This window comes from Streptomyces albofaciens JCM 4342 (assembly GCF_008634025.1).
In the GTDB taxonomy this organism is placed as follows: Bacteria; Actinomycetota; Actinomycetes; order Streptomycetales; family Streptomycetaceae; genus Streptomyces; species Streptomyces albofaciens.
The window spans coordinates 4,508,200-4,531,113 of record NZ_PDCM01000001.1; the positions used below are offsets into that span (position 1 = coordinate 4,508,200).

Genomic DNA, 22,914 nt, shown 5'->3' on the forward strand with positions numbered 1-22,914 from the left:
TGTCAAAATTCCGCATCGCTGGACATTGCGTGGTGCCGCCGCCGTACGGGTATCTTCGCCGCAAGAGCTGCCGCCGCGCGCCCCGTAAAGAGTTGTGGCCGCGCGGCGTTGTAATTCACGGGGGGAGCTCGGCGTGCGCGGAAACCGGAATATCCGCGCTGCCCGGACGGAGACGGCGGGGATCGAGCTGTCGTCCGGCCAGCAGCGCATGTGGTTCGTCAACAGGCTGGAGAACACCGGCACCGCCTACACGATGGCGACGGCCGTCCGGCTCACCGGCGCGCTGGACCGGCCGGCCCTGGAAGCGGCCTGGGCCGATGTCGTCGGGCGCCACGAGGCGCTGCGCACGGTCTTCTCCGAGGCGGACGGCGAGGCCCGGCAACGGGTCCTGGACGATCCGCCCGCCGGGCTCACGGCGCGCGGCGTCACCGAGCAGGAGGTGGCCGGCGCCCTGGCGGCGGAGGCGGGCCGGGAGTTCGACCTCCGGTCCGAGCCGCCGTGCCGGGCGACGCTGTATGCCCTGTCCGCCCGTGAACACGTGCTGCTGCTGGTGGTGCACCACATCGCCGTGGACGGCCGGTCGCTGGAAATCCTGGCCCGCGACCTGTCCCGGGCCTATACCGCCCGCTCGCGGGGGCGCCGGCCGGACTGGGCGCCGCTGCCCCTCGCGTACACGGACTTCGCCCGGCGCCAGCAGGAACTGCTCGGCGCGGAGCGGGACCCGGAGAGCGTGTACGGACGCCAGCTCGCCTACTGGCAGCGGAACCTGGCGGGGCTGCCCGCCCAGCTCGACCTCCCCTGCGACCGGCCCCGCCCCGCCGAGCCCCGGCACGAGGGCGGCTCCGTCCCGGTCCGCATCCCGGCGCACACCCACCGGGCGCTGCTGGAACTCGCCCGCGACTGCGACGCCACGCCGCTCATGGTGGTACGGGCCGCGCTGGCCGTCCTGCTCTCCCGGCTGGGTGCCGGTGCGGACATTCCCACCGGCTCCCCGGCCGACGGCCGCACCGACCCCGCCCTCGAAGACCTCGTGGGATTCGCGGCCAACACCCTCGTCCTGCGGACGGACCTCACCGGCGACCCGGTCTTCACCGAGGTGGTCCGGCGGGTCCGCGCCACGGAACGGGCCGCCGAGGCGCATCAGGACCTCCCGTTCGAGCATCTCGTCGCGGTGCTGAACCCCGACCGCTCACTGGCCCGGCACCCCCTCTTCCAGGTCCTGCTGGTGCTGGAGGACGCGCCCGGCGCCGCCTGGGACCTGGCCGGACTGACCGCCGTACCGGAGCGGGTCGGTATCGAGGCCGCCCGGGACGACCTGACGTTCGGCCTCTTCGACCTCTACCTCAACCTCAGCGAGCGGCACGACGCCGACGGGGCGCCGCGCGGCATCGAGGGCGGGCTCTGGCACAACGCGGAACTCTTCGACCGGGAGACGGCCGTCGCCCTGGCCGCCCGGCTCACCGCGGTCCTCGCCCAGCTGACGGCGGACCCGGCGCTGCCGGTGAGCCGGGTGGACGCGCTGCTCGACGGCGAAGGGGAGCGGCTGCTCACCGAGGTGAACACCGGCCGCCCGGCCCCGCCGGACACGACCGTGCCCGCCCGCTTCGCGGAGGTCGCCGGCCGCTTCCCGGACGCGCCCGCCGTCGTCTGCGGCGCGCGCACCCTCACGTACGCCGAACTGGACGCACGGGCCAACCGTTTCGCCCGGCACCTGCACACCGGGGGAGTGGCACCCGGTGACCGGGTGGGCGTCCTGCTGCCGCGCTCCGCGGACCTGGTCGTCACCCTCCTCGGCATCGCGAAGGCGGGCGCGGTGGCCGTACCGGTCGACCCGTCCTACCCGGCCGAGCGGGTGCGGTACCTGCTCGCGGACTCCGCGCCCGCGCTGGTGATCAGCGGCCCGGAAGCGGTCCGGGAGGACGCCCTGCGCGACTTCTCGCCCGCGCCGCTGCCGGTCCGGACATCACCGGAGTCCGGTCTGTACGTCATGTACACCTCCGGCTCGACCGGCACGCCCAAGGGCGTGACGGCCACCCACGGCGGCGTCGCGGCCCTGGCGCTGGACTCCTGCTGGGGCGACATCGGCACCGGGCGCGTCCTGTTCCACGCGCCGCACGCCTTCGACGCCTCGACGTTCGAGCTGTGGGTGCCGCTGCTGAACGGCGGGTGCGTCGTGGTGGCGCCGCCGGTGGATCTGGACGGGGCGACGCTGGCCCGGCTGACCGCCGACCACGCGCTGACGGCCGTACACGTCACGGCAGGCCTGTTCCGCGTCCTCGCGCAGGAGACCCCGGAGTGCTTCGCCGGGCTGCGGCGCATCCTGACCGGCGGCGACGTGGTCCCCGCCGAAGCCGTCGCCCAGGTGGCCGAGGCCTGCCCGCAGGCTGCGCTGCACCACCTGTACGGCCCGACGGAAATCACCCTCTGCGCCACCACCCACACCCTCCCGCCCGGCACACCGGCGCCCGCGGTCCTCCCGATCGGCGCTCCGCGCGACGGCGTACGGGTCTTCGTCCTGGACCACGCCCTGCGCCCGGTACCGGTCGGCGTGACCGGCGAACTGTACGTCGCGGGGCGCGGCGTGGCCCCCGGCTACCTGAACCGCCCCGCCCTGACCGCGGAACGCTTCGTGGCCTGCCCGTACGGCGGCGGGCGCATGTACCGCACCGGCGACCTGGTGCGCTGGGACCGGGACGGCAACCTCGTCTTCCTGCGCCGCGCCGACGACCAGGTGAAGGTCCGGGGCTTCCGCATCGAGCCCGCCGAGATCGAGACGGTCCTCGGGCAGGCGCCGGGCGTGGACCAGGTGGCCGTCGTCGTACGGGAGGACCGGCCCGGCGACAAGCGGCTGGTCGCGTACGTCGTCGGCGACACCGCCGGAATACGCGACTTCGCCGCCGACCGGCTGCCGGACCACATGGTCCCCGCCACCGTCATCACCCTCGACACGCTGCCGCTGACCGCCAACGGCAAGGTCGACCGGGCCGCGCTGCCCGCCCCCGACTACGCGGCGGCCACCACGGACCGCGCGCCCCGCACCCCGCACGAGCAGACCCTGTGCCGACTGTTCGCCGAGGTCCTCGGCCTGGAGCGGGTCGGCATCGACGACCGGTTCTTCGACCTGGGCGGCGACTCCCTCCTGGCCATGCGGCTGACCAGCCGCGCCCGCGCCGCCCTGGGCGTCGAGATACCGATCACCGTGGTGTTCGAGTCGCCCACCGTCGCGGGGCTGGCCGGACGGCTGAACGAGCTGGGCGCCGGCCGGCCGCCCGTGGTCCCGGCGGAGCGGCCCGATGTCCTGCCGCTGTCGTTCGGGCAGCAGCGCATGTGGTTCGCGAACCGGCTGGAGGAAACCAGCGGCGCCTACAACATGGCGATGGCCGTCCGCCTCACCGGAGCCCTGGACATCCCCGCGCTGCGTGCCGCCTGGGCGGACGTCATCGCCCGCCACGAGCCGCTGCGCACGGTCTTTCCCGAGCGCGACGGCGTACCCCACCAGCTCGTGCTGGACGCCGGGGACCACGCCGAGGACCTGCTCATCGTGCCCACCACCGAAGACGCCCTGGACACCGACCTGGCCGACCACGTCGGCCGCAGGTTCGCCCTCGACACGGCACCGCCCCGGCGGGCGACGCTGTTCGAGCTGCCCGACGGCGCCCATGTCCTGCTCGTGGTCGTGCACCACATCGCCGCCGACGGCTGGTCGATGGGCGTCCTCGCGCGCGACCTCTCGACGGCGTACGCCGCGCGCAGTGCGGGCCGCGCGCCGGACCCGCGGCCGCTGCCCGTCCAGTACGCCGACTACACCCTCTGGCAGCACGACCTCCTCGACAGCCGCAACGGCCTGCTCGACGAACAGCTCGCCCACTGGACCAGGACCCTCGCCGGCCTGCCGGACCAGATCGCCCTGCCCACCGACCGGCCCCGCCCCGCCGCGGCCGGCCACCACGGCGCCGTCCTGCCGTTCACCGTCGACGCCCGGGTGCACCGGCGGCTGAGCGAGATCGCCCGCGACGGTGACACCACCCTGTTCACGGTCGCCCAGGCCGCGGTCGTCCTGCTGCTGTCCCGGCTCGGCGCGGGCGACGACATCCCGCTCGGCACCCCCGTCACGGACCGCACCGACGAGACCCTGCACGACGTCGTCGGCTTCTTCCTCAACACCCTGGTCCTGCGCACCGACGCCGCGGGCGATCCGAGCTTCCGGGAGCTGGTGGCCCGCGCCCGGGACGCCGACCTCGCCGCCTACGCCCACCAGGACCTCCCCTTCGAGCACCTCGTGGAAGCCCTGAAACCCGCCCGGTCGGCCGCCCGGCACCCGCTGTTCCAGGTGCTGCTGGTGCTGGAGGACGCGCTCCACCCCGCCTGGGACCTGCCCGGCCTCGCCGCGGCCCCGGTCCCCGTCCCGCCTGCGACGGTCGAGTTCGACCTGGCCCTCGGCCTGGCGGCGCGGCCCGGCGGCGCGGGCCTGGACGGCTACCTGGAGTACGCCACCGACCTCTTCGACCCGGAGGGCGCTCAGCAGCTGATCACCCGGCTGCTCGCGGTGCTCGGCCAGGTCGCCGCCGACCCGGACATACGGCTCGGCGAGGTCGAACTCCTCGCCCCCGGGGAGCGGGAACGGCTCGTCTCCGGCGTCAACGTCGGAGCGGCGACCGTCGAGGACCGTACGGTCCTCGGCCTGTTCGAGGCGGCCGTGCGGCGGTCGTGGGCCGATATCGCCGTACGGGCGGACGACGTGTCCCTGACGTACGGCGAACTGGACGCGCGCGCGAACCGGTTCGCCCGGTATCTGCACAGCAGGGGAGTGGTGCCCGGTGACCGGGTCGGGGTGACACTGCCGCGCTCGGCGGAGCTGATCACCGTGCTGCTGGGCATCGTGAAGGCGGGAGCCGTCTTCGTGCCGGTGGACACGTCGTATCCGGCGGAGCGGGTGCGGTTCCTGCTGGCGGACTCCGCACCGGCCCTGGTGGTGGGCGAGGCGGAGGTGCGGGAGGCGGCCGACGAGGACTTCCCGGCGGCCCGGCTGCCGGTACGCGTATCGCCGGAGTCGGCCCTGTACGTGATGTACACCTCCGGCTCGACCGGCACGCCCAAGGGAGTGGTGGCCACCCACGGCGGCGTCGCGGCCCTGGCGCTGGACTCCTGCTGGGGCGACATCGGCACCGGGCGCGTCCTGTTCCACGCGCCGCACGCCTTCGACGCCTCGACGTTCGAGCTGTGGGTGCCGCTGCTGAACGGCGGGTGCGTGGTGGTGGCGCCGCCGGTGGATCTGGACGGGGCGGCGCTGGCCCGGCTGACCGCCGACCACGCGCTGACGGCCGTACACGTCACGGCAGGCCTGTTCCGCGTCTTCGCGCAGGAGACCCCGGAGTGCTTCGCCGGTCTCCGCCACATCCTCGCCGGCGGTGACGTGGTCCCCGCCGAAGCCGTCGCCCGCGTCGCCCAGGCCTGTCCCGCCGCCGTGATCCACCACCTGTACGGCCCGACGGAATCCACGCTGTGCGCCACGATGTTCGCCATCGAACCGGGCTCCAAGGTGCCGTCCGTGCTGCCGATCGGCGGGCCCCGGGACGGTCTGCGGGTCTTCGTCCTCGACGGATTCCTGCGCCCGGTCCCGGTGGGCGTGCCCGGGGAGCTGTACGTCGCGGGGCGCGGCGTGGCCCGTGGCTATCTGGGCCGCCCGGGCCCGACGGCGGAACGGTTCGTGGCCTGCCCCTTCGGCGGGCGGATGTACTGGACGGGCGACGTGGTCCGCTGGGACCGGGACGGACGCCTCGTGTTCCTCGGGCGCGCCGACGACCAGGTGAAGATCCGGGGATTCCGGATCGAATTGGCCGAGGTCGAGGCGGTGCTCGGACAGTGCCCCGGCGTGGCCCAGGTGGCGGCGTTCGTACGGGAGGACCAGCCGGGCGACAAACGGCTGGTGGCGTATGTCGTCGGGGATGCCGTACGGGTACGGGATTTCGCGGCGGAGCGGTTGCCGGATTACATGGTGCCGTCGGCGATGGTGGTGCTGGACGAGCTGCCGCTGACGGCCAACGGCAAGGTGGACCGGGCGGCGTTGCCCGCGCCGGATTATGCGGGGTCTGTCTCGGACCGTGCGCCGCGTACGCCTCAGGAGCAGATTCTCTGCCGTCTGTTTGCCGAGGTATTGGGCCTGGAGCGGGTCGGTATCGATGACGGGTTCTTCGACCTGGGCGGGGATTCGCTGCTGGCGACCCGTCTGGCCAGTCGTATCAAGGGGGCTCTGGGCGCGGAGATTTCGGTGCGGGTGCTGTTCGAGGCGCCCACCGTTGCCGGGCTTGCGGGACGTTTGGATGAATTCGAGGCGGTGCGGCCTGTTCTCGTACCGGCCGAGCGCCCCGACCCGATGCCGTTGTCGTTCGGGCAGCAGCGGATGTGGTTCCTGCACAGCCTGGAAGGCCCCAGTCCGACCAACAACATTCCCCTCGCCATTCGCCTGACCGGGGAATTGGATACCGCGGCGTTGGAGACGGCCTGGGGGGACGTGGTCGCTCGGCACGAAACCCTCCGCACCCGCTACCCCGAGCACGGCGGCAGCGCCCGCCAGGACATCGTGGACGCGGCGGACGTGACCGTACGCCTCTCCACCGCCCGGGTCGGCGCCGACGAGATCGGACAGGCCCTCGCGGCGGGTGTCGAGCAGGGCTTCCGCATCGAGAGCGAACTGCCGTGGCGCGTCACGCTCTTCGAGGTGACGCCGGACGAGCACGTGCTGCTGATCGTGGTCCATCACATCGCCGCCGACGGCTGGTCCATGGGCGTGCTGGCCGACGACCTGGCGACGGCCTACACGGCGCGTGCCGACGGCCGCGCGCCCGGCTGGGCGCCGCCGATGGTGCAGTACGCCGACTTCACCCTCTGGCAGCGTGAACTCCTCGCCCAGGACACCGAGGACGGCCTCTTCGGGCGGCAGGCCGCGTTCTGGTCCCAGGCGCTGGCCGGACTGCCCGAGCACCTGAAACTGCCCTTCGACCGGCCCCGCCCACCGGTGGCGACCCACCGGGGAGCGTTCCTGCCCTTCACGGTGGACGCCGCCGCGCACCGCCGCCTGCTGGAGATCGCCCGGGACTGCGACGCCACGCTGTTCATGGTCGCCCAGGCCGCCGTCGCCGTGCTGCTCTCACGGCTCGGCGCCGGGGAGGACATCCCGCTCGGCACACCCATCGCGGGCCGTACGGACGAGGCCGTGGACGACCTGGTCGGCAACTTCCTCAACACGCTGGTGCTGCGCACCGACGTCAGCGGCAACCCGGCCTTCACCGAACTCGTCGCCCGGGTACGGGAGACCGACCTCGCCGCCTACGCCCACCAGGACCTGCCGTTCGAGCACCTGGTGGAGGTGCTGAACCCGGTGCGCTCGCTGGCCCGGCACCCGCTGTTCCAGGTCGCCTTCGCCCTCCAGAACGCGCCCGAGACCCACTTCGACGCCCCGGGCCTGGCCTCCCGGCTGGTGCCGGTGGAGATGTCCACCTCGAAGTTCGACCTGTCGGTCCTGATGTGGGAACGCCGGGACGCCGAGGGCGCCGCCGCGGGCCTGGAGTGCTATCTCGAATTCGCCACCGACCTCTTCGACCGCGCGACCGCCGAGGGCCTGGTGGCCCGTCTGCTGCGGGTGCTCGACCAGGTCACCGCCGACCCCTCCGTACGGGCCGGCCGGGTCGACGTGCTCGGCGAGGACGAGCGGAACCGGGTCACCGCCGCGGCGGCGCCGGACCGGGCGGACGCGCGGGGCGAGACCGTCACGCGGTGCTTCGAGCGGATCGCCGCCCGGCACGCGGAGGCGCCCGCGGTGCGGTACGGGCACGCCACGCTGACGTACGCGGAACTGGACGCGCGGGCGAACCGGTGCGCCTGGTACCTGCGCGCGAAGGGCGTCACCGCCGGGGACCGGGTCGCGGTGATGCTGGACCGCTCGGCGGACCTCGTCACCGTGCTCCTCGGCATCGCCAAGGCGGGCGCGGTGGCCGTACCGGTGGACACCGCCTACCCGGTCGAGCGGGTGCGGTTCCTGCTGGAGGACTCCGCCCCCGTCGTGGTCATGACGCGTTCCGAGGTGGCGGAGGCGCTGAAGCACTTCCCGGCCGTCCCGCTGCCGGTACCGGTGTCGCCGGAGTCCGGCCTGTACGTGATGTACACCTCCGGCTCGACCGGAACGCCCAAGGGCGTCGTCGCGACCCACGCGAACGTCGCCGCGCTCGCCCTCGACCCCTGCTGGGACGGCATCGGCACGGGCCGCGTCCTCTTCCACGCCCCGCACACCTTCGACGCCTCCACCCTGGAGCTGTGGGTGCCGCTGCTCAACGGCGGCTGCGTGGTGGTCGCGCCCGCCGTGGACCTGGACGGCGCGACGCTCGCCGGGCTCGTCACGGAGCACGAGGTCACGGCGGTGCACGTGACCGCCGGGCTGTTCCGCGTCCTGGCGCAGGAGACCCCCGGGTGCTTCGCGGGCCTGCGGCACGTACTGACCGGCGGCGACGTGGTCCCGGCCGAAGCCGTCGCCCGGGTCACCGGGGCGTGCCCCGGCGCCGCGGTCCACCACCTGTACGGACCGACCGAGACCACCCTCTGCGCCACCACCCACACCCTCCCGCCCGGCGCGGAAGCCCCGCCCGTGCTGCCGATCGGCCGCCCGCGCGAGGGCGTACGGGTCTTCGTCCTGGACACCCACCTGCACCCGGTGCCCACGGACGTGGCGGGGGAGCTGTACGTGGCCGGCTCCGGTGTCGCGCACGGCTACCTCGGCCGCGCGGCGCTGACCGCCGAGCGGTTCGTGGCCTGCCCGTACGGCGGCGGGCGCATGTACCGCACCGGGGACCTGGTGCGCTGGGACCGGGACGGCAACCTCGTCTTCCTCGGGCGCGCCGACGACCAGGTGAAGGTCCGGGGGTTCCGCATCGAGCCCGCCGAGATGGAGATGGTCCTCGGGCAGGCGCCGGGTGTGGACCAGGTGGCCGTCGTCGTGCGGGAGGACCGGCCCGGCGACAAGCGGCTGGTCGCGTACGTCGTCGGCGACACCGCCGGGGTACGGGACTTCGCGGCCGACCGGCTGCCGGACTACATGATCCCCGGCACCCTCGTCCCCCTCGACGCGCTGCCCATCACCGGCAACGGCAAGGTGGACCGGGCGGCGCTGCCCGCTCCCGACTACAGGGCGGCGTCGGCGGGACGGGCTCCCCACACCCCGCTGGAAGCACTGTTCTGCCGCATGTTCGCGGAAGTCCTCGGTCTCGGTACGGGAGACGCGGGTACGGGCCCGGCCGGCCCGGACACCGCGGCGGACACCGGCGTCGGCGCCGACGCCAACTTCTTCGAGCTGGGCGGCGACAGCATCATCTCCCTCCAACTCGTCGCCCGCGCCGCCCGGGCCGGATACCGGATCAGCACCACGGACGTCTTCCAGCACAAGACGCCGGAAGCCCTCGCCTTGGTCGCCGAGCCCGTCACGGAGGACGAGACCCGGCACGACGACGGCGCGGGCCCGGTGCCGCTCACCCCGGTCATGCGTCAGCTCGCCGACCGGAACGCGCTGGCCGGACCGCTGTTCCAGACCGCCATGGTGTGGACGCCGACCGGCCTCACCGGCGCGGAACTCACCGCCGCCCTGCAAGCCGTCCTCGACCACCACGGCGCCCTGCGGTTCCAGCTCGATCCCGTGAGCGACACCGGTGCCGACGACGGCACCGGCGGCCTGCGCGTCCGGCCGCCGGGCGAGGTGCGGGCGGCGGAGCTGCTGCGTACGGTCCGCCTGCCCGGCCCGGCCGAACAGATCACGGCCACGATCGTCCGCGAACAGTGCGCCGCCGCGACCGGCCGCCTCGACCCGCACACCGGCCGCGTCTTGCAAGCCGTGTGGTTCGACGCCGGGCAGCACCGGCCAGGACGGCTCTTCCTGGCCGCGCACCACCTCTGCGTGGACAGCGCCTCCTGGCGCATCCTCCTCGACGACCTGGCCCTCGCCCACGAAGCCGTGGCGGCGGGCGCCGAGCCGGAGCTGCCCCCGGTCCGCACGTCCTTCCGCCGCTGGGCCGAACTGCTGCGGCGGAGCGCCCACGACCCGGCGCGGGCCGCCGAACTGCCGCTCTGGAAACGGGTCGGCGCACCCACGGCCCCGCTCCTGCCGACGGCGCCCACGGGGCCGGGCGGTTCCGGCGAGATGAGTACGACGCTGTCGGCCGCCACCACGACGGCGCTGCTGACCACCGTCCCGGCGGCCTTCCACGCCGAGGTCACCGAAGTGCTCCTCGCCGCGCTGGTGCTGGCGGTCGCCGACTGGCGCGGCCGGCCCGGCGCCGTCCTGGTCGACCTGGAACGGCACGGCCGCGAGAGTGATCTCGCCCCCGGCGTGGACCTGTCCCGTACGGTCGGCTGGTTCACCAGCGTCCACCCGGTCCGGCTCGACCCGGGCGGCGGCAAACCCGGCCCCCTCGGCGCCGAAACCGTACTCAAACGCGTCAAGGAGCAGGTCAGGGAACTGCCCGAGCACGGCATCGGGCACGGCCTGCTCCGCCGGCTGAACACGAGGACGGCCGGTGCGCTGGCCGGTCTCGCCGAACCCCCGATCCTGTTCAACTACCTCGGCCGCGTCCCCGCCGCGGACCGACCGGACGCGGCCACCGCCTGGACCGCCACCGGCGACCCCCACCCGCCCGAAGGCGTCCGCACCCACCCCGTGGACCTCGACGCCCGTACCGAGGACACCGCCGAAGGCCCCCGGCTGACGGCGCGCTGGGCCTGGGACCCGGCGCTGGTCTCCGAGGACGGCATGCGGCGCCTCGCCCAGGCGTGGTCCCGGGCCGCCGAGACCCTCGCGGCCTGCGCCGAGCAGGCCGGCGCGGGCGGCCGCACCCCGTCGGACCTCGATCTCATCTCCCTCACACAGGACGACATCGACCAGCTCGAAACGGAATGGGGAAAGTGACCGTGAGCAAGCCCGGACTGGCCGACATATGGCCGCTCGCGCCGATGCAGAAGGGCATGCTGTTCCACGCCCTGTACGACGCGGACGCCACGGACATCTACCGGGGCCAGGTGGTCCTGGACCTGGACGGCCGCCTCGACACGGACGCCCTCAGGTCGGCGGGACACGCGCTGCTGCGCAGGCACCCGACGCTCAGGGCCGGGTTCCGCACCCTCAGGTCCGGCGAGACGGTGCAGATCATCCCGCAGCAGACCGACCTTCCGTGGCAGGAGCTGGACCTGCGCGCCGTACCGGCCGACCGCCGGGACGACGCCCTGGACGAGGCGGTGCGCACGGAGTGGACCCGGCGCTTCGACCTCGCGGCACCGCCGCTGCTGCGGCTCACCGCCATCCGCGTGAGCGACACCCGCACCCGCGTCGTGCTCACCGTCCACCACATCCTGTGCGACGGCTGGTCCACCTCGATCATCGCCGATGAACTGGTCGAGCTGTACCGCAACGGTGGCGACGAACGCGCCCTGTCCCCGGTCACCCCGTACCGCAGCTACCTCGCCTGGCTGGCCCGGCGCGACGGCCCGGCCGCCGCCGAGGCCTGGCGGCAGGCGCTCGACGGCGCGCAGCCCACCCTCGTGGCACCGGAGACCGGCAACCGCGCCCCGGTCGACCCCGACGAGGTACGGGTCGAACTGCCCGCCCCGCTGGTGACCGGTCTGGCCGGGCTGGCACGTCGGCTGGGCGTCACCACCAGCACCGTGATGCGGGGCGCCTGGGCCGTGCTCCTCGGCGCGCTGACCGGCCGCGACGACGTGGTCTTCGGGGGGACCACGGCCGGCCGCCCGCCGGAGATCCCGGGCATCGACACCACCGTCGGCCTGTTCATCAACACCCTGCCGGTACGGGCCCGGTGGGCGCCCGCCGACACCGTCGCCCAGCTGCTCACCCGGCTCCAGGACGCCCAGGCGGCGCTGCTCCCGCACGAACACCTCAGCCTCTCCGAGGTCCAGAACGCCGCCGGGACCCGGACCCTGTTCGACACCCTGACCGTCTTCCAGAACTATCCCGTCGACCTGCTCGACCTCACCGCCACCACCGCGCGGACGGTGTCCGGGGACCTGGACCTGGTGGGGGTCGGCGGCCGGGACGCCGCGCACTACCCGCTGACGTTCACCGCGATGGCCGAGCGCTTCCGGCTGACCTACCGCCCCGACCTGTTCACCCGCGCCGACGCGGACCTCCTGGCCCGGCGCCTGGTCAGGATCCTCGGACAGCTGGCCGCCGACCCCGGCGCCCGCGTCGGCGGCCTCGACGTGCTGGTCGACGGCGAGCGCGACCGGCTGCTGCACGGCGTGAACACCGGCGCCCCGGGCGCCGCCCCGACGACCGTCCCCGCCCTCTTCGCGCGAGCGGCAGGACAGCACGCGGACGAGCCGGCGGTGATCTCCGCCGAGGGCTCCCTGACGTACGGCGAACTGGACGCGCGCGCGAACCGGTTCGCCCGGTATCTGCACAGCAGGGGGGTGGTGCCCGGTGACCGGGTCGGGGTGACACTGCCGCGCTCGGCGGAGCTGATCGTCGCGCTCCTCGGCATCGTGAAGGCGGGCGCCGTGTTCGTGCCGGTGGACACGTCGTATCCGGCCGAGCGGGTGCGGTTCCTGCTGGCGGACTCCGCACCGGCCCTGGTGGTGAGCGGCACCGAAGCGGACGACGCGCTGCGGCACTTCCCGGCCGAACCGCTGCCGATCGAGGTGACGCCGGAGTCCGGTCTGTACGTGATGTACACCTCCGGCTCGACCGGCACTCCCAAGGGAGTGGTGGCCACCCACGGCGGCGTCGCCGCCCTGGCGCTGGACTCCTGCTGGGGCGACATCGGCACGGGCCGCGTCCTGTTCCACGCGCCGCACGCCTTCGACGCCTCGACGTTCGAACTGTGGGTGCCGCTGCTGAACGGCGGGTGCGTGGTCGTGGCGCCCGAGACGGACCTCGACGGCCACACCCTGACGCGCCTGATCGACACCTACGCGCTCACGGCCGTCCACGTCACAGCGGGCCTCTTCCGCGTACTCGCCCAGGGGACCCCCGCCTGCTTCGCCGACCTCCGGCACGTCCTGACCGGCGGCGACGTCGTACCGGCCGACGCCGCCGCGAGCGTCCTGGACGCCTGCCCCGGCGTCACGGTGCGCCATCTGTACGGCCCGACGGAAACCACGCTGTGCGCGACGACGTTCGCCATCGAACCGGGGGCGAAGGTGCCGTCCGTGCTGCCGATAGGCGGGCCCCGGGACGGTGTGCGGGTCTTCGTCCTCGACGGATTCCTGCGCCCGGTCCCGGTGGGCGTGCCCGGGGAGCTGTACGTCGCGGGGCGCGGCGTGGCCCGCGAGTATCTGGGCCGCCCCTCGCTGACCGCGGAACGCTTCGTGGCGTCCCCGCACGGCGGCGGCCGGATGTACCGCACCGGCGACCTGGTGCGCTGGGACCGGGACGGCAACCTCGTCTTTCTCGGCCGGGCCGACGACCAGGTGAAGATCCGGGGCTTCCGGATCGAGCTCGCGGAGGTCGAGGCGGTGCTCGCCCGGTGCCCGGAGGTGGAGCAGGTCGCGGTGCTGGCGCGGGAGGACCGGCCGGGGGACAAGCGGCTGGTGGCGTATGTCGTCGGGGATGCCGTACGGGTACGGGATTTCGCGGCGGAGCGGTTGCCGGATTACATGGTGCCGTCGGCGATGGTGGTGCTGGACGAGCTGCCGTTGACGGCCAACGGCAAGGTGGACCGGGCGGCGTTGCCCGCGCCGGACTATGCGGGTTCTGTCTCGGACCGTGCGCCGCGTACGCCTCAGGAGCAGATTCTCTGCCGTCTGTTTGCCGAGGTGCTGGGCCTGGAGCGGGTCGGTGTCGATGACGGGTTCTTCGACCTGGGCGGGGATTCGCTGCTGGCGACGCGTCTGGCCAGTCGTATCAAGGGGGCTCTGGGCGCGGAGATTTCGGTGCGGGTGCTGTTCGAGGCGCCCACCGTTGCCGGGCTTGCGGGACGTTTGGATGAATTCGAGGCGGTGCGGCCTGTTCTCGTACCGGCCGAGCGCCCCGATCCGATGCCGTTGTCGTTCGGGCAGCAGCGGATGTGGTTCCTGCACAGCCTGGAAGGGCCGAGCCCGACCAACAACATTCCTCTCGCCATTCGCCTGACCGGGGAATTGGACGTCGCGGCGTTGGAGGCGGCCTGGGGCGATGTGGTCGCTCGGCACGAAACCCTCCGCACCCGCTACCCCGACGACGGCGGCAGCGCCCACCAGGAAATCCTGGCCGCCGTACCGGCCCGCATCGAGACGGCCGCTGTCCGCGACGAGGCGCTGGACGCCGTCATGGCCGCCGAAGCCGCCCGCGGATTCCGTCTCGAAACGGAACTGCCCTGGCGCGCCACGCTGTACGAGATATCACCGGCCGATCACGTCCTGCTGGTCGTCGTCCATCACATCGCCGCCGACGGCTGGTCCATGGGCGTGCTGGCCGACGACCTGGCGACCGCCTACACGGCGCGCGCCGACGGCCGCGCGCCCGGCTGGGCGCCGTTGCCCGTCCAGTACGCCGACTTCACCCTCTGGCAGCGTGCACTCCTCGCCCAGGACACCGAGGACGGCCTCTTCGGCCGGCAGCTCGACTTCTGGACCCGTACCCTCGCCGACCTGCCGGAAGAGCTGGAGCTGCCCTTCGACCGGCCCCGGCCCGCGACGGCGAGTCACCGGGGCGCGATGCTCCCGTTCACCGTGGACGCCGCCGTGCACCGGCGGTTCCAGGAGATCGCGCGCGAGTGCGACGCGACGCTGTTCATGGTCGCGCAGGCCGCCGTCGTGGCGCTGCTGTCCCGGCTCGGCGGCGCCGAGGACGTACCGCTGGGCACGCCCATCGCGGGCCGTACGGACGAGACGCTGGACGGGCTGGTCGGCAACTTCCTCAACACCCTGGTGCTGCGCGCCGACGTCGGCGGCAACCCCGCCTTCACCGAACTGGTCCGGCGGATACGCGAGGCCGACCTCGCCGCCTACGCCCACCAGGACCTGCCGTTCGAGCACCTGGTGGATGTACTGAACCCGGTGCGCTCGCTGGCCCGGCACCCGCTGTTCCAGGTCGCCTTCGCCCTCCAGAACGCGCCGGGCACCGGCTTCTCGGCCCCCGGCCTGGACGCCGAGGTCGTCCAGGTGGGGCTGACCAGTTCGAAGTTCGACCTGTCGGTGGTGCTGCGCGAGCGGCCGGACGGGGGCGGCCTCGACGGTCTGCTGGAGTTCGCCACCGACCTGTTCGACCCGGCCACCGCGCAGGCGCTGACCGAGCGCCTGGTGGCGGTCTTCCGCCGGTTCGCCGACGATGCGCGGACCCGGGTGGGCGACCTCGACCTCCTGCTGGACGGTGAGCGGCAGCGGCTGGTGTCCGGGGTGAACGTCGGACGTACCGGCACCGGCGCCGCCGGCCGGACGGTGCCCGGCCTGTTCGAGCAGGCCGCGGCCCGCCACCCCGGCACGGCGGCCCTGGTGTCCGGCGCACTGGCCCTCACGTACGGGGAACTCGACGCGCGGGCCAACCGGTTCGCGCACTACCTGCACGCCCAGGGGGTCGGGGCCGGGGACCGGGTGGCGGTGCTGCTGCCCAGGACCGCCGAGCTGGTGACCGTCCTGCTCGGGACCGCCAAGGCGGGCGCCGTGTTCGTGCCGGTGGACACCGCGTACCCGGCCGAGCGGGTGCGGTTCCTGCTGGAGGACGCCGCCCCCGCGCTGGTGGTGACCGAGGTCCCCACGGCGGACGTGCTCGACGGCTTCCCCGCGTCGCCGCCCCCGGTGCGGGTGTCGCCGGACTCCGGCCTGTACGTGATGTACACCTCCGGCTCGACCGGGACGCCCAAGGGCGTCATGGTCACCCACGGCGGCGCGGCGGCGCTCGCGCGCGACGCGTGCTGGGGCGACATCGGCACGGGCCGGGTGCTGTTCCACGCGCCGCACGCCTTCGACGCCTCCGCCTTCGAACTGTGGGTGCCGCTGCTCAACGGCGGCTGCGTCGTGGTCGCGCCCGCCGTGGACATGGACGGCGGGACGCTCGCCGGGCTCGTCGCGGAGCACGGGGTGACGGCGGCGCACGTCACGGCCGGGCTGTTCCGGGCGCTGGCGCAGGAGACGCCCGAGTGCTTCGCGGGCCTGCGGCACGTGCTGACCGGCGGCGACGTGGTACCACCCGAGGCGGTCGCCCGGGTTGCCGAGGCGTGCCCCGGCGTCACGCTGCACCACCTGTACGGACCGACCGAGACGACGCTCTGCGCCACCACCCACGCCGTCGCGCCCGGCACGCGGGCCCCGGCCGTCCTGCCGATCGGCCGCCCGCGCGACGGCGCCCGGGTCTACGCCCTGGACCGGTTCCTGCGCCCCGTCCCGGTGGGCGTGCCCGGCGAGCTGTACATCGCGGGCGAGGGTGTCGCCCGTGGCTACCTGGGGCGGGCCGCGCTGACCGCCGAGCGGTTCGTGGCGTGCCCGTACGACGGCGGCGGGCGCATGTACCGCACCGGGGACCTCGTGCGCTGGGACCGGGACGGCAACCTCGTCTTCCTCGGGCGCGCCGACGACCAGGTGAAGGTCCGTGGATTCCGGATCGAGCTCGCGGAGGTCGAGGCGGTGCTCGCCCGGTGCCCGGGGGTGGAGCAGGTCGCGGTGCTGGCGCGGGAGGACCGGCCGGGGGACAAGCGGCTGGTGGCGTACGTGGTCGGGGACGCGGCAGGTGTACGGGATTTCGCGGCGGAGTGGCTGCCGGACTACATGGTGCCGTCGGCGACGGTGGTGCTGGACGAGCTGCCGCTGACCGTCAACAGCAAGGTCGACCGGGCCGCCCTGCCGGCCCCGCAGTACACGGCGGCCTCCGCGGGGCGCGCGCCCCGCACCCCGCTGGAGACGCTGTTCTGCCACCTCTTCGCGGAACTCCTCGGCATCGGCACACCGGACGACGACACGGAACCGTCCGTTCCCGTCGCCGCGGACGCGAGCTTCTTCGAGCTCGGCGGCGACAGCATCATCTCCCTGCTGCTCGTCGCCCGCGCCGCCAAGGCCGGGTACCGGATCACCGCGGCCGAGATCTTCCAGCACAAGACGCCGGAAGCGCTCGCCCTGGTCGCCCGGCCCGTCACGGACGACGGCGTCCGGCACGAGGACGGCCACGGCGTCGTCCCGCTCACCCCGATCATGCGGGAGCTGGCGGCGCGCGGCGGACCGGACGCACTGGCCGCCCGCTTCGCACAGTGGACCGTCGTACGCGTCCCGGCGCGGGCCGGGCTCGACCGGCTGACCCGGGCCGTCGAGAAGGCCGTGGACCACCACGCCATGCTGCGGGCCCGCCTGGTCGTCCCGGACGGCGCTGAGCCGTACCTCGAAGTCGGCGACGCGGCGCCCGTACCGGACCGGGTCCGGCGCGTCGACGCCACGGGACTGACGGGCGAGGCGTTCGAGGACCTGATCGACGCCGAGGCGCGGGCCACGTCCGGCCGGCTCGACCCGCGCACCGGCACCACCCTGCGGGCGGTCTGGTTCGACCGGGGGAGCGGACGGTCCGGACGGCTCGTGGTCGTCGTGCACCACCTGGTCTTCGACGCGGTCTCCTGGCGCATCCTGCTGCCGGACCTCGCGGCGGCCTGGGCCGAGCCGGACGCGGAGCTCGCGCCGGTCGCCGCCGCGTTCCGCACGTACGCCGAACAAGCGGCGGCGGCCCACCGGCCACGGGCCGCCGGGCCGGTCCAAGGCACCGAAGGGCAGATGCGGCAGCGCACGTTCACCGTGCCGGCGCGGACGGCCGACGCGGTGCTGACCACCGTGCCCGCCGCCTTCCACGCCACCACCGGCGACGTGCTGCTCGCCGCGCTCACCGCGGCCCTCACCGAGGACCGGCCGGGCCCGGTCGTCCTGGACGTGGAAGGGCACGGCCGCGACGGCGACCTGGACCTGTCGCGGACGGTGGGCTGGTTCACCACCCTGCGCCCGGTCCGCCTGGACGCGGGCGTCACCGACTTCGACGAGGTGCGCGCGGGCGGCCCGGCCGCGGACCGGCTGCTCAAACGCGTCAAGGAACAGGCCGCCCGGACGTACGGGGAGCTGCCCACGCCCGCGGCCGGTTTCAACTACCTGGGCCGGTTCGCCGTCGCGGGCCCGGACACCGGCGACTGGCAGCCGGCCGGCCCCCGCGCCATGGGCGCCGACGCCGACCCGGAGCTGCCCGCCCTGCACGCGCTGGAGTTCGGCGGCCTGGTCCGCGACTCCGACACCGGCCCCGAGCTGGTGCTGCTGGTGTCGTGGCTGGAAGGGGCCCTGTCCGAGGACGGGGCGGAGCGACTGGCGGACCGCTGGACCGCCCTGCTGGCCGGGCTGGCCGCGCTCGGAGAGGCCCCGCACGCGGGTGGCCTGACCCCCTCGGACCTGCCGCTGGTCGACCTGACGCTCGGTCAGCTGGAGGCCCTGGAGGACGACTTCAACGAAATACCCGGTACGGGAGGTATGCCGTGGAACGCCGCATAGAAGATGTGTGGCCGCTGACGCCGCTCCAGGAGGGACTGCTGTTCCACTCCCTCTTCGACGAGCGGGCCGAGGACGCCTACGTGGTCCAGGACGCCGTGGACATCGAAGGGAACCTCGACGCGGCAGCGCTGCGCGCCTCCTGGCAGGCGCTGGTGGCCCGGCACGCCACCCTGCGGGCCTGCTTCCGCCAGCCGCCGGGCCTGGAACAGCCCGTCCAGGTCATCCCGGCCCGGGTGGAACTGCCCTGGCGGGACGTCGACCTGAGCGACCGGCCGCCCGAGGCCGCCCTCGCGGAGGCGGAACGGCTGGCCCACGAGGACCGCGTACGGCGCTTCGACCTGGCCGTACCGCCGCTGCTCCGGCTGATGCTGCTGCGCCTAGCCCCCGACCGGCACCGGATGATCTGCACGAACCACCACATCCTGATGGACGGCTGGTCCCTGCCCACGCTCCAGCACGAGCTGTGGACCCTCTACGAGGCGGGCGGCGACCCGTCCGGTCTGCCGCCCGTCCCGCCCTACCGCGACTACCTCGGCTGGCTGGCCGCCCAGGACAAGGAGGCGTCCCGCGCCGCGTGGCGGGCCGACCTCGCCGGGCTGCGCGAACCGACGCTGCTGGCACCCTCGGCGAGCCGCCCGGCGCCCTCCGCCGGACACGAACAGGTCACCGTGAAACTGGACCGGCCCGCCACCGAAGCGCTCACCGAGCTGGCCCGCCGCTCCGGCCTGACCCCCAACACCTGCGTCCAGGGCGCCTGGGCGCTCCTCCTCGGCCGCCTGCTGGGCCGGGACGACGTGGTGTTCGGCGCGACGGTCGCGGCCCGCCCCGCCGAACTGCGCGGCGTGGAGAGCATGCTCGGGCTGTTCATCAACACCATTCCCGTACGGGTGCCCCTCGCGGCCGACCGGCCGGTGGCCGAACTGCTCGCCGATGTGCAGACCCGGCAGGGCGCCCTGATCCCCCACCAGTACCTGGGGCTCAGTGAAATCCAGCGGGCGGGCGGGCCCGGGGCCGAGTTCGACAGCCTGCTGGTCTACGAGAGCTTCCCGCGCGGCCCCCTGGCGGAGGAGGAGGGACCGCCGCTGAAGCTCACCCCCGTACGCGCCCACAACGTCAGCCACTACCCGCTCAGCCTGGCCGCCTTCCCGGGCCCCGAGCTGCTGTTCCTGCTCACCCACCGCCCGGAGCTGATCGACCGCCGCAGCGCGGAACTGCTCGCCGCGCGCTTCGTCCGCATCCTGGAACAGCTCGCGGCCGACCCGGACATCAGGGCCGGTGACATCGACATCCTCGTCCCCGGCGAACGCGACCGGCTGCTGCACGGCGTCAACACCGGCGCCGCGGGACCCGTGCCGACGACCGTCCCCGAACTGTTCGCGCGGACCGTACGGCAGCACGCCGACGACATCGCGCTGGTCTCCGGCGAGACGACCCTGACCTACGCCGCCCTGGACGCGCGGGCCGACCGGGTCGCCCGGCACCTGCGCGCCGCCGGCACCCGGCCGGGGGACCGGGTGGTGGTCACCCTCGCCCGCTCGCCCGAACTCGTCGTCGCGCTGCTGGGCACGGCCAAGGCGGGGGCGGTGGCCGTGCCGGTGGACACCGCCCTGCCCGCCAAACGCGTACGGGCCCTGCTCGACGACGCCGCGCCCGCCGCCGTCCTGACGGAGGCCGACGTCGAGGACGCCCTGCGCCACCGCGCCGACACCCCGCTCCCGGCCACCGTGACCCCGGACTCCGGCCTGTACGTGATGTACACCTCCGGCTCGACCGGGGAGCCGAAGGGCGTCGTCGCCACCCACGGCAACATCACCGCCCTCGCCCTCGACGCCTGCTGGGACGGCATCGCCACCGGCCGCGTCCTCTTCCACGCGCCGCACACCTTCGACGCCTCCACCCTCGAACTGTGGGTCCCGCTCCTGAACGGCGGGCGCGTGGTGATCGCGCCCCCGGACGACCTCACCGCGAAGGCCCTGGCCCGCCTGGTCACCGACCACGGGCTGACGGCCGTGCACCTGACGGCCGGGCTCTTCCGCGTCCTCGCGCAGGAGACGCCCGAGTGCTTCACCGGTCTGCGGCACGTCCTGACCGGCGGCGACGCGGTGCCCGCCGAGGCCGTCGCGAGCGTCCGCGACGCCTGCCCCGGCCTCACCGTCAGCCACCTGTACGGGCCGACGGAGACCACCCTGTGCGCCACCACCTTCGCCGTCGGCCCCGGCGCCCCGGCCCCGGCCGTCCTCCCGATCGGCGGCCCGCGCGACGCGGTCCGGGTCTACGTCCTGGACGCCGCGCTCCGGCCGGTCCCGCCCGAGGTCACCGGCGAGCTGTACATCGCCGGGCAGGGCGTCGCCCGCGGCTACCTCGGCCGTCCCGCGCCGACCGCCGAACGGTTCGCGGCGTGCCCGTACGAGGGCGGCGCGCGGATGTACCGCACCGGCGACCTGGTCCGCTGGAACCACGACGGGCACCTGCTCTTCCTGGGGCGGGCCGACGACCAGGTGAAGATCCGGGGCTTCCGGATCGAACCGGCCGAGATCGAGGCCGTCCTCGCCCGGTGCCCCGGGGTGAGGCAGGTCGCGGTGCTGGCCAGGGAGGACCGGCCGGGCGACAAGCGGCTGGTGGCGTACGTCGTCGGGGACGCGGCGGGCGTACGGGACTTCGCGGCCGAGCGGCTGCCGGACTACATGGTGCCGTCGGCGACGGTGGTGCTGGACGAGCTGCCGCTGACCGCCAACAGCAAAGTCGACCGGGCCGCCCTGCCCGCACCGGACCACCCGGCCGGATACCGGGGCCGCGGCCCGAACTCCCCCGTGGAGGAGATCCTGTGCTCCCTGTTCGCCGAGATCCTGGGCGTCGCCCGGGTCGGCGCCGAGGACGGGTTCTTCGACCTCGGCGGCGACTCGCTGCTGGCGGTCCGGCTCGCCGGCCGCGTCCAGGCCGTCCTCGGCAAGGACCTGGAAGTGCGCGAGCTGTTCGAGGCGCCGACCCCGGCCGACCTGGCCGCCCGCCTGGCCGACGCCGCAGAGCATCCCGCACCCGCCGCGGGACCGCGCCCCGGCACCATTCCGCTGACGCCCGGTCAGCGCGCGATGCTCTCCGGCGAGAGTCGGTACAACATCCCGCTGACGGTACGGCTCGGCGGCCCGCTGCGGCCGGACGCCCTGGAAGCGGCCTGGAACGACGTACTCGCCCGCCACGAATCCCTGCGCACCCGCTTCACGGAGGCCGACGGGCAGGTGGTCACCGAACCCGCGCCGGTGCCGCTGCCCGCCGTGCCCCTCACCGAGGACGAGCTGACCGCGGCGCTGGAAGCCGCCCACGCCCGCCCCTTCGACCTGGCCGCCGGACCGCCCTGCCGGGCCACCCTCTTCGCCCTCGCGCCCGACGACCACGTACTCCAGATCGTGGTGCACCACATCGCCGCGGACGGCTGGTCCACCGGGCTGATCGCCCGTGACCTGTCCACCGCCTACGCCGCGCGGGCAGCCGGCGGCGAACCCGGGTGGGCGCCGCTGCCCTTCCAGTACGCCGACTTCGCCGTACGGCAGCACGAGCAGCTGGCCCGCCTCGACGATCCGGACAGCCCGTTCGGCCGCCGCCTCGCGTACTGGACCGGCGTCCTCGCCGACCTGCCGGAGGAGCCCCTGCTCGCCCACGACCGGATACCGCCGGACCCGCCCACCGGCCAGGGCGGCCAGGTCACCTTCACGGTGGACGAGGCCGCGCACCGGGCCCTGCTGGAGACCGCCCGGCGCGAGCGGGCCACCCTCTTCATGGTGCTGCGGGCGGCCGTCGCCGCCCTGTGGGCGCGGCGCGGCGCCGAGAGCGTCCCGATGGGCACCGTCTCCGCCGGACGCGCCGACGACGCGACGAGCGATGTGGTCGGCCTGTTCGCCAACCACCTGGTGCTGCGCGCCGACGCGGGCGGCGACCCGGCGTTCGCCGAACTCGTCCGCCGGGTGCGCAAGGCCGACCTCGCCGCGTACGCCCACGAGGACCTGCCGTCCCAGCCCGTCGAGGAACGCCTCGGACACCGGCCCTTCCAGATGATCATCGGCATGGAGAACCTGCCGGAAGCGCCCTGGGACCTGCCCGGCCTGACGGCCGAGCCGCTCCAGCCCGCCCACCGCAACCGCGGCGCGGCGCGCGGCGAACTGGCCGTGACGCTGCGGGAGTCGAGGTCGGCGGACGGCGGTCCGGCCGGCGTCGAGGGCGTCATCTGGTACAGCGCCGACCTGTTCGAGCGGCCGACCGTGGAGGCGCTCGCCGCCCAGCTGACCGGCGTACTGCGACAGGTCGCGGCGGAGCCCGCGGCGAAACTCGGCCGCCTCCGCATCGACCCGCCCACGGCGGCGGACGGCCGCCCGCACCGGGACGCGAGCCCGGCGCCATGACCCATTCCACCGGAACACGTCCCGCACCGAGCGGGCGGCGACAACA

At 74.4% G+C, this 22,914-nt stretch carries 3 protein-coding genes; all 3 read left to right on the forward strand.

Features of this window, described 5'->3' with window-relative positions; all coding sequences use genetic code 11:
* Window positions 1-133: 133 nt before the first annotated feature.
* The 3 genes from CP973_RS19980 to CP973_RS19990 are packed head-to-tail and all read left to right on the forward strand — an operon-like array spanning window position 134 to window position 22,868.
* Entirely contained in the window at window positions 134-10,945 is a 10,812-nt protein-coding gene (locus CP973_RS19980) for a non-ribosomal peptide synthetase (protein ID WP_150242603.1), read from the forward strand.
* On the forward strand, window positions 10,942-18,474 hold the full coding sequence (locus tag CP973_RS19985; RefSeq protein WP_150242606.1) for a non-ribosomal peptide synthetase: 7,533 nt from the start codon (window positions 10,942-10,944) through the stop codon (window positions 18,472-18,474). The genes CP973_RS19980 and CP973_RS19985 overlap by 4 nt, the downstream gene beginning before the upstream one ends.
* Window positions 18,459-22,868 (forward strand): non-ribosomal peptide synthetase, encoded by a 4,410-nt coding sequence (locus CP973_RS19990; RefSeq protein WP_150242608.1) that lies wholly within the window; start codon window positions 18,459-18,461, stop codon window positions 22,866-22,868. The genes CP973_RS19985 and CP973_RS19990 overlap by 16 nt, the downstream gene beginning before the upstream one ends.
* Window positions 22,869-22,914: the final 46 nt, after the last annotated feature.